Origin of the sequence: Methyloglobulus sp. (assembly GCF_046714055.1) — a bacterium.
GTDB lineage: Bacteria > Pseudomonadota > Gammaproteobacteria > Methylococcales > Methylomonadaceae > Methyloglobulus.
Genome location: NZ_JBKKBJ010000073.1, coordinates 1 through 8,854 on the forward strand (window position 1 = coordinate 1; position 8,854 = coordinate 8,854).

10 protein-coding genes and 2 pseudogenes are annotated in these 8,854 nt (G+C 48.2%); 7 read left to right on the top strand and 5 right to left on the bottom strand.

What is annotated here, in order from left to right; genetic code table 11:
* Nucleotides 1-101 precede the first annotated feature (101 nt).
* The 6 genes and pseudogenes from ACLQ6D_RS04335 to ACLQ6D_RS04360 all read left to right on the top strand — a co-directional run bounded on the left by ACLQ6D_RS04335 (nucleotide 102) and on the right by ACLQ6D_RS04360 (nucleotide 3,675).
* A complete protein-coding gene (locus ACLQ6D_RS04335) occupies nucleotides 102-554 on the top strand; it encodes a hypothetical protein (RefSeq protein ID WP_411726061.1) in 453 nt (150 codons plus the stop codon).
* Nucleotides 555-761: 207 nt separating this feature from the next.
* A pseudogene (locus ACLQ6D_RS04340) lies at nucleotides 762-989 on the top strand (amino acid--tRNA ligase-related protein); the annotation flags it as partial.
* Nucleotides 990-1,056: 67 nt separating this feature from the next.
* A complete protein-coding gene (locus ACLQ6D_RS04345; protein WP_411726062.1) occupies nucleotides 1,057-1,572 on the top strand; it encodes a hypothetical protein in 516 nt (171 codons plus the stop codon).
* A 61-nt stretch (nucleotides 1,573-1,633) separates the two neighbouring features.
* Nucleotides 1,634-2,884: an FAD-dependent oxidoreductase gene (locus tag ACLQ6D_RS04350; RefSeq protein ID WP_411726063.1), complete on the top strand. Its 1,251-nt coding sequence runs from the start codon at nucleotides 1,634-1,636 to the stop codon at nucleotides 2,882-2,884.
* A gap of 38 nt (nucleotides 2,885-2,922) precedes the next feature.
* Nucleotides 2,923-3,159 (top strand): hypothetical protein, encoded by a 237-nt coding sequence (locus tag ACLQ6D_RS04355; RefSeq protein ID WP_411726064.1) that lies wholly within the window; start codon nucleotides 2,923-2,925, stop codon nucleotides 3,157-3,159.
* Between the two features lie 9 nt (nucleotides 3,160-3,168).
* A complete protein-coding gene (locus tag ACLQ6D_RS04360; protein WP_411726065.1) occupies nucleotides 3,169-3,675 on the top strand; it encodes an SIMPL domain-containing protein in 507 nt (168 codons plus the stop codon).
* 231 nt (nucleotides 3,676-3,906) lie between these two features.
* Here the strand turns inward: ACLQ6D_RS04360 and ACLQ6D_RS04365 are convergent, their stop codons facing one another.
* The 5 genes and pseudogenes from ACLQ6D_RS04365 to ACLQ6D_RS04385 form a co-directional block, all read right to left on the bottom strand.
* Nucleotides 3,907-4,662, bottom strand: coding sequence for a copper resistance protein CopC (locus tag ACLQ6D_RS04365; RefSeq protein ID WP_411726066.1), 756 nt, complete (start codon nucleotides 4,660-4,662; stop codon nucleotides 3,907-3,909).
* Nucleotides 4,663-5,540: 878 nt separating this feature from the next.
* Nucleotides 5,541-5,873 carry an aspartate 1-decarboxylase gene (locus ACLQ6D_RS04370; RefSeq protein WP_411726067.1) on the bottom strand — a complete coding sequence of 111 codons (333 nt, stop codon included), beginning with the start codon at nucleotides 5,871-5,873 and terminating at the stop codon, nucleotides 5,541-5,543.
* Between the two features lie 178 nt (nucleotides 5,874-6,051).
* Nucleotides 6,052-6,492: a putative iron-sulfur cluster-binding metallochaperone gene (locus ACLQ6D_RS04375; RefSeq protein WP_411726068.1), complete on the bottom strand. Its 441-nt coding sequence runs from the start codon at nucleotides 6,490-6,492 to the stop codon at nucleotides 6,052-6,054.
* An 18-nt stretch (nucleotides 6,493-6,510) separates the two neighbouring features.
* Nucleotides 6,511-7,228, bottom strand: a pseudogene (locus ACLQ6D_RS04380) (mercuric transporter MerT family protein).
* Nucleotides 7,229-7,511: 283 nt separating this feature from the next.
* Nucleotides 7,512-7,928, bottom strand: a complete 417-nt coding sequence (locus ACLQ6D_RS04385) for a MerR family transcriptional regulator (protein ID WP_411726069.1) — start codon at nucleotides 7,926-7,928, stop codon at nucleotides 7,512-7,514.
* Between the two features lie 237 nt (nucleotides 7,929-8,165).
* Here ACLQ6D_RS04385 and ACLQ6D_RS04390 point away from each other — a divergent pair, with 237 nt between their 5' ends.
* Nucleotides 8,166-8,363, top strand: a complete 198-nt coding sequence (locus tag ACLQ6D_RS04390; protein WP_411726070.1) for a hypothetical protein — start codon at nucleotides 8,166-8,168, stop codon at nucleotides 8,361-8,363.
* Nucleotides 8,364-8,854 lie beyond the last annotated feature (491 nt).

Sequence of the window (8,854 nt, forward strand, 5' to 3'; positions counted from 1 at the left end):
TCTGAGCCTGACGCTATTCGAAAAAACCACGCTCAATCAACTCGTTACAAATATAGAATTCAAGTCAAAGGAACTGCAAATGCCTAACCAATTGAATTTGTTTGAAGAAATCTCCGGACAGTAATGATTTAGCCCAAAAGACGCATATGATAACCTCGCATCCCCTCTTGTCTTACTTGATCGGCGTGTTGTTCGCATGTGCCGGAAGCTATTTCGTAGTACGACCAGCGGTTAAAAAGCTTTGGTCGATTGCCAAAGAGGACTTCGAAACCAAAGGCGTCGAGATTCCACCGTTTCCAATTAGAGCGCATCCAACGATTACATTTTGGCAGAGTATGACCGAAGTGGTCATATACACCTCGTCTGTTGCACTCTCGAAGCCGGAAGGGATCGCTGTTTGGCTAGCCTTCAAAGCCATAATGCGCTGGAAGGCATCAGACAAAGATGACCCAAGACATATTCCTGGTAGCCTTATTTATATGTTTGGAACAGCGTTGAACGTCGGCCTCGGCGTTTTGGGTGGCTTTATTGCACTCGGTTATTGTCACTTTTAAGAACGGGGGAAAAGCTAACCAAACGCTGGAGCAAACACCGCTTCGCGATATGGCGAAGCTTTACGAACTGTCTAATTGTTTAGACTGGTAGGGTGGACACATGCTTTTCGTGCCCGCGCGGAATGGGTGACACTATCTACGATGGCTGTGCGGAACACCGCAAATGCCGGAAAATGGTGGGCAAAAAAGCCTGCCCACCCTACTGGGCTGGACGCCTTGAAATACGGCGCACCACCACACGGCGGTTTGGCTTTTGGTCTTGACCGACTGGTTATGTTAATGACTGGATCGACCTCCATCCGCGATGTGATTGCTTTCCCCAAAACGCAATCAGCGGCTTGTCCACTGGTTAGCGCTCCTGCGGTGGTGACAGACGAACAGTTGAAGGAACTGGGAATCCGGTTGATTAAGCCAGCGGGTAAGGAAAAAAATTAACTCAATGTTATCGTTGAAAGAACAAAATCATCCTGAACGCAGGAAATCTATTTATTCATAAAAACAATTGAATCACCAAATCGAAAATATCCAGAATGCTGAGGAAAAATTACAAGAGGCGGATTATTTTCTCGAGCTTATGAATAAACTTGATAGGGAAAACAAGCCGTTAACCGATAACCGAAACTATGAACAAGAATTTAGTTACCTTTTGAGTGCTTTTTTGAAGGCCTGTTATAGCGTAATCCAAATTTTACAACATGAAAAAGGGACTAGGGTAGAAGCGAAAAGTTTTGAATATAACCATAAGGATTTTTACGGTTCTGGAAAGAATGGTGGACTCAGAATCAAAACTGTTCATTTCAAACTGGTGAAACCAGATTTTTGTGGTTACGTTCCAAGTAATCATTTTATTCTTCTACCCTACGAAAAATACACTCCGTCTACCAAGTTTGATTTTAGAGGGGCTTTCTATTTTGATGGTTGCAACCAGACTGTGTGTCAAATGTGTTATTTGCATCTACAAAAAATAAAAGAACTGATTGAAATATGCTCTGTTTCATTGAGTAGAATTAAAAAATAATTGATATTCTGTTTTTCTAAGTTAGCTTATTGAGTGGAAAATTGATTAGAAGAAAACCCCAATGACAGATTTAGACCCCATCCAAACTCAGTGCTGCATTGTCGGCGGTGGCCCAGCAGGAATCATGTTGGGTTTTCTGCTTGCGCGTAGTGGCGTAAAAACTGTGGTTCTTGAAAAACACGACGATTTCCTTCGCGATTTTCGTGGTGACACCATCCATCCATCTACGATGGAGTTGATGCACGAGTTAGGCCTTCTCAATGAATTTTTGCAGCAACCCCATCAACCCATTGCCAAGGGGTATATCAATGTGAATGGACAAGTGCTGCAAGGCCCTGATTTTTCCCATTTGCCTACCCAAGCAAAGTTTATTGCCATGATGCCGCAGTGGGATTTTCTAAATTTCATAGTGGCACAGGCGACAAAATACCCAGATTTTGATCTGCATATGGGCGCGGAAGTCACATCCTTGATTGAAGAAAACAATATCGTCAAAGGTGTGCTTGCCCAAACCAAACAAGGCGCACAACAGGTTTTTGCCGATTTGGTCGTTGCCGCCGATGGCCGGAGTTCCATTTTTCGGGAATTGTCTAAGATGCAAGTCAAAGACTATCGCTCCCCGATTGATGTGCTGTGGTTCCGCCTGGACAAGCCAAAAGCGGAAACGCTTGAAGCCCTGGCGCGTGTGCAGGGCGGTAACTTCATGGTGACCATTAATCGAGGCGCTTATTATCAAGCTGCATTGTTGATCCACAAAAATGGCTTTGATGAAATCAAGGCAAAAGGATTGCAGTCATTCCGGGATTTGATCACCTCAATTGAACCTGCATTCTACGATGCTGTACAAGCAATTGATTCCTGGGATAAAGTAAAATTACTCAGCGTACAGGTTAATCGCCTGGAACGATGGTATCGGGAAGGTTTGTTGTGTATCGGTGATGCCGCCCACGCCATGTCGCCCATAGGCGGCGTGGGTATTAACTTGGCAGTCCAAGATGCAGTTGCAACCGCTAATTTATTGGTGGAGAAATTGCGAAGTGGCAGTTGCAATATCGAGGACTTGGCAAGAGTGCAAGCCCGCCGTGAATGGCCGGCTAAGATGACCCAGCGGTTGCAAGTTATGGCACATCGCGGATTTTTTGGCGGCAATGAAATCAACCGAACGTTCTCAGTATCCTGGCCTTTACGGTTATTCCTCCGAATGTTTGCCCCAGTTTTGAGGAAGGTAGCTTCACGAATTGTTGGCATTGGTTTTCGGCCTGAGCATATTAAAACACAAGCTATTCAAACTACTATTGCAATAGATCATTAGGTATCAACAGGGCAACACATTCAATCAGGAGTTGCAGAATGGAAAAACAATTATCAACCGCAATGGCGATATTGGGCTTATTGCTTGCTTTAGGTATGTCCAGCGCAGCATTCATTTTGGGCGTGCAAGCCAAAAAAGCGGTTTCCGGTCAGCAGTTGATTACGGTAAAGGGCTTGGCAGTCAAAGATGTGCAAGCGGATAACGCCGAGTGGACGGTTACGATCTCAGTGACAGAACCTACTTTTGCCCAAGGCTTAAACAAGCTCAGGGCATAACGCCCCGCTTTGGATTCGTATTTAATCAAAGAAGGCTTGGATAAGTCCGGTTGGCAAGAAGGCAGCGAAGCAGTTACAGCGCACATGGTAACGATCTATTTACCGCAAGGCGGCACTAAAACCGAACAACAAGGTTATGATGCCAGCCAAAGCATCGTCGTCTCTAGCAAAGATTTAACCAAAATTGAAGCCGCCAATAAAAACTTTCTGGCACTGCAAGCCGAAGGCCATCCAGTTACCGCCAGTTCACCGCTGTATCTGGTCAGTAATCTGGAAGACATCAAAATGTCCTTGATCGCCGCTGCCACCGAAAACGCCAGGAAACGCGCCAAAGAATTCGTTAAACAAGACAAGGTGAAAGTCGGCCTGATGCGCTCCGCATCGCAAGGGGCATTCTATATCCTTGCGGCGGGCGGCAATTCAGAAACCGATGATTACGGTGGCGTTTACGACAAGACTACGATCAAAAAGCTGGCAAAAGTGGTTGTAACTATTGTGTACAACATCGAGCAATAGGTTGAGCGTGTTTATAGCCAGGGTGGGTGGGCACCATGCTGTTCGTGCCCACGCGGAACAAATGCGCTGATGCGTGTGGTGGGCAAAACCGCCTGTCTACCTACCCTACCCAACTCCGTGACCCCTAATGGTTCGATGGGGAACAAAGAGGCCACGTCCGTCGGCGCGATGGAGGTTACCTACCTGGGCGAATCCTGATGGAAGAATGACATCGTCTCGATGCAGATGCTGCTAGGTGCGCGGCAAGAATCGCAGCAGCACCGCACCCAGCACCAGCAACAGGACACCGCCTACCACGGTTTCGCGATGGCCGCGGGCATCAGCATCGCGGTCTTGCAGGGAGTGTGTGATGCCGGAACTGTCGGAAGGCACGGGCACACCAACGCCGAAGGAGAACGATCCGTGGCGCGGGACACCGCCCCAAGCGGGCAGTGCCTGCCAAGTCACGCGATACAGCCCAGCAGACAGGCGCGGCATCACGGCTTCGATCATTCGGCGCTCCGGGTCGTCCGGAGCGAGGCGGCGGGCAATCTGGATATCCCTCGGTTCTTCGCCCGCCGACGAATGAACAAACAGCCGCACGATGGAAAGTGACGAGGCTGGATCGAGCGCGGCACCGAATGTCACGCGGACGACTGTAGGCGGATCCGAAAGCCTCGCCCCGGGAGCGGGCTGCGAATTCAAATAGGAAGCCCGCGTTCGCAGCCCGTCGGCCGCCGCGAACAGGAGCATCAGTGCGCCGAGCACGGCGAGGGCAAGACGGGGGATCCGGGTATCCGCGCCAGGCTCAGGCGGCGCTGCTGCTGCCACATCTCTGTTCGAGACCGCTTGTCTCTCCGAGATGAGGATCGACGAGCGAAGCACCACTGACTCCACCAAAGTTGCGTGAAGTGCTTCGTCCGGGGCTGGGTTCGTGCCCTCCATGAAGAAGGCCGCCGCTGCGCCCGACGGCTGCAAGAATGCGAGCCAGGCCAGAATGCCGAGCATGGGCGCGACGAGCGCGGTGGCAGTCCGGGTGAGGATGCCCGTGGCGCACCTAGCTCGTCGGCCACGAGCAGCACTTCGGCACCTCCACCCACGGCCATGGCCTCGAACGCCTGTTCAGCGAGCCGCGCGAGGGCATCGGCAGCGATCCATCCGGTAAACACGAGAGCCGCCTGGCAAATGCTCCCCATGGCTAGCAACGTCGAGAAAAGTCGGCTTCGAGTCACGAGTAGAGGGACGAGCGCCAGCGGAAACGCGACCGACAAGAACGCCGCCGCCGTCACCAGTGCAGGCACGAACAACGTGAGAAGGATGGGGATTGTCACGAGCCCGGACAGACCCGGACGCGTCCAGTCGTCCCACGATCAGATGGCAGCGAGTTGGACTGCGATTCAGTTCCACAGCGGCAGAAGCCCAGAGGCCGTGATGGCCGCCACTGCTGGGAGTGTGAGTAGCGAGAGCCCAAGCAGCAGTGGCCAAAATTCAGCTTCGGAGCTGCCGCTCGTGTGCGTCACGCGCCAGCGGCGCGCCGCGATCAGCAGAAGGCCTGCGAGGAAAAAAAGTCCCCGAGAGCAGCAGGGCGGATATAATCGTGCTTCGGAGCCACAGGAACCGTCGGTGATGCCCCCACGAGAGCTGCAACCGACGCACAGCCGAACGCAATGCCCTGCAGGATGAAGATGCCTCGTGCAACCCCGAAAAGCAGGAGCAGCAATCGTTCGATATCATGCACCAAAATTGACAATAGTTCGCGGTACGTCACTTGGCAACATCCGCCAAGTTAGCAACAAATACATTTGCCCAGTTTTGTAACACGTTAATTGTCCGTTTTATGCCTGGATTTGATCCAGGGAGCAAATTGGGGAGGACGTACCTCAGCTTTAAAATTGAACTGTCTGCCTACCAACAGATAGTGGGCTGGAACGGATGAAATTACAAGCTGATTGAACAGGAATTGAGGACGCTGAGCGAATGATCTCGTTCTTTTCATTGAAGTAAATCAGGACTTGTTCATAAGTTGGCAACTCTTTTTGGTCTAGGATAACGTAGGAACAAACAATGATCAAATTTCCGGGACATGCTAAACGTGCGGCAGCGCCATCGACAAAAATATCTAGGTAGAAGAATAATTGCGTACCCAAAGGTATGCCGTGAGGGACTTTCAAGTCAATTCGTAAAATTTTAGTAAAAACAAAGAACATAAAATCTGTCATTTTATTCACCCTGATAGGTTATGAAAAATATACAATCGTTGATTCAAATTTAACCCTTGTTGAATTAAACTGTGAATGATCTAATCCATCGCTCCGTTAGCAAGCAACCGCGATTAGTGAAGCGGCATCGAGGATAATCGGAGTTTAAAAACCCTCGATTCATCAAGCTCCATCGAAGTTATTTGCTATGTTCTTTTTCCAAATGCTTAAATCTTGCTAAGCAGCATTGTCCTGAGGGGTTTCTGAGTTCACAGGCGCATTCGCCTGATTTTGTTCGGTGCATGACAAAGTTTTTGATGGCTTCTGCATGATTAGTGTTTAATGCAGTCAGATAGTCGCTTGCATCAATATCAAAGCAGTAACAAAGCGTGTCTTTCTGGATTTCTTGATACGTCCTTAAATGCAGTTTGGGGGTGTTGTTTCCGGCGGTTGAAAAATAACCGGTAGCACAGTCTTTGGCTGGGCAGAAATAATAGGTGTCTGGATTAATTCCCTGGTTTTCTGGAAATCTTACCTGATGGTAGAGTGTCGGCATCTCGACACTTTTACAGGCAGTGCCACACTGAGGGCAAGCCTGTGTAGCGGGTTTCGGGTGACTGCCCGGACAACAATTTGACATGGCCTTGCCCTCTTGCGTTTATTGATTTGTTTGGTGTGCGGTTGCCGGATAACCGGCATCTGTGGCGGCTTTAATCAAAGCCTCTACACTGGTTTTTTGTGGGTTAAAAATAACATCAGCCGTTTTCGAGTCGTAATTGACATTCGCCCCTTCTACGCCCTCAACCCCTTGCAAGGCTTTTTTAATGGTGAACTCACACAGTGCACAAGTCATATTTTGCATATCCAATACGACCGATTGGCTAGTGTGTTGCTTTTGGAATTGAGCGGGAACGGCTGCTTCAGCATGGGCTGTCTGTAGCAATAAAAGAGTCGCCAATAAGCTCAACATTAACAATAGAGTTTTAAGCGTCATCATATTCTCCTTAAGCCATAAAAATCGGGGCATACCAGGGAAAGGCCAACAGCAGCAAGACTATCGCTGAGCCTATCCAGAAAATCATGCGCTGTTTGTGAATATCTTCCGGTGATGCGCACGATTCACCAGCTTCACAACTATCCGATAGCACATAGAGCTTGCGATACCCCAAGCCGATAAAAACTAGGGTAAGCAGGATAAAAAACGGACGGACCGATTCCATTGAGGTTAAGGTACTCATCCATGCGCCGCCTATACCTAGCGATAATAACAGCAAAGGCCCGACGCAGCAGGCCGATGCGCCAATAGCGGCTAGTGTTGTGCCAATTCCTAGCCAGGGCAGATCTTTTTTTGGGGGTATTTCATGTCCTGTAGTCATAAGAAGGTTCCTCAATAACAACTAAGCGCCTAGTCATCTGCATGAATGCAAAAAACATCAAATTTTATAAAGATAGGGTTGAAGTCTAAACCCTGTGCTAAGGAACAGGGTCAAGCAGTATTTAAAGGATTTTTTGAATACTCAGGATTTGATGTCAGTCTCATTGGGCCGCATCGATTCTTTATCGGTTGCGACACTTCTGATCTCCATGGATGGAGGAAATGCCGACGACTGCTGGGAGCAGTCGTGGCCGCCATCCCTGGCAGTCGGTCGCATCGGTTCCCTACCGATTTACGACACTCCCGCCATCCCTGGCAGTCGAAAGGGCATCGATGAGGGAACAATATTCTGTGGAGGCATCCATCTGACAACGTTTGACCAAGTTGCCCAATACATTACGTAAAGTAGTTAATTCCTTTATCTGGGCATCGATTTGCTGACATTTCTGTTCGGCAATTTTTCGCACTTCAGAACAATGAGTGCCATCAAGCGATAACAGTTCTGCAATTTCCTTTAAGGTAAAACCGGCTTGTTGGGCGCGTTTGATAAATCGAATTTTGGTGATGGTGTCGGGTGGGTAGTGCCGGTAACTACTCTGGGACTTTGCGGGTTCAATTAACAAACCGATACGCTGGTAATAGCGGATGGTTTCAACAGTCACTTCGGCCTGTTTAGCCAGCTTGCCAATTGTCAATTGCATTTTGATAGGGCTTTCTATATCTATTAAATCTGGGTTTGTTTTCTTAAATTCTTTCATGTATTTGGACGGATCTTTAGCTCCTATCTCTCTTTTATTAAGAAAATTATACACAATGGTTATATTTAAAGTCTTTAAAGTGGCTATTGTCAACTAAGGTTGAAATAGGTATAAGATATATCCACGAAATTAATGACCCATTTACCCTTATCAAAAAATTTAAGAGGTACGCTTAATTGTATGAATATTGAAGAGTTAGAAGCCGCCATTGCACACCTGCCTCCGTCCGACCTCGCTCGCTTTTCGCAGTGGTTTGAAGAATTTATGGCGGAACAGTGGGATAAAAAAATTGAGTCTGACATTCTAGCAGGTCGCCTGGATACGGCTGGAAAGCGAGCTGATGAAGATTTTGAAGCGGGTCGCTGCACTCCGCTTTGAACCGTTTCGCCTGGCCCGAGTTCTGGCTACTACCGCCATACCCAACGATATTCAACAGTTGGCAGATAAGAATTTCGCTTTACTGAAAACCGATCCTCACCATCCTTCAATTCGTTTCAAAAAAGTTGGTCATTTATGGTCAGCTCGCGTCGATCTTCGGTACCGTGCTTTGGCGAAGGGAGCGTACGGAAGGTCTCGTATGGTTCTGGATTGGTTCGCAGAGTATGATAAGCTCATTTAGTTCAGTGCGTTGGGGTTCGTAAACTCACCCCAACCTACCGGGCTAAGATTGAAATAGGTATAAGATATATCCACGAAATTAATGACCCATTTACCCTTATCAAAAAATTTAAGAGGTACGCTTAATTGTATGAATATTGAAGGGTTAGAAGCCGCCATTGCACACCTGCCTCCGTCCGACCTCGCTCGCTTTTCGCAGTGGTTTGAAGAATTTATGGCGGAACAGTGGGATAAAAAAATTGAGTCTGACA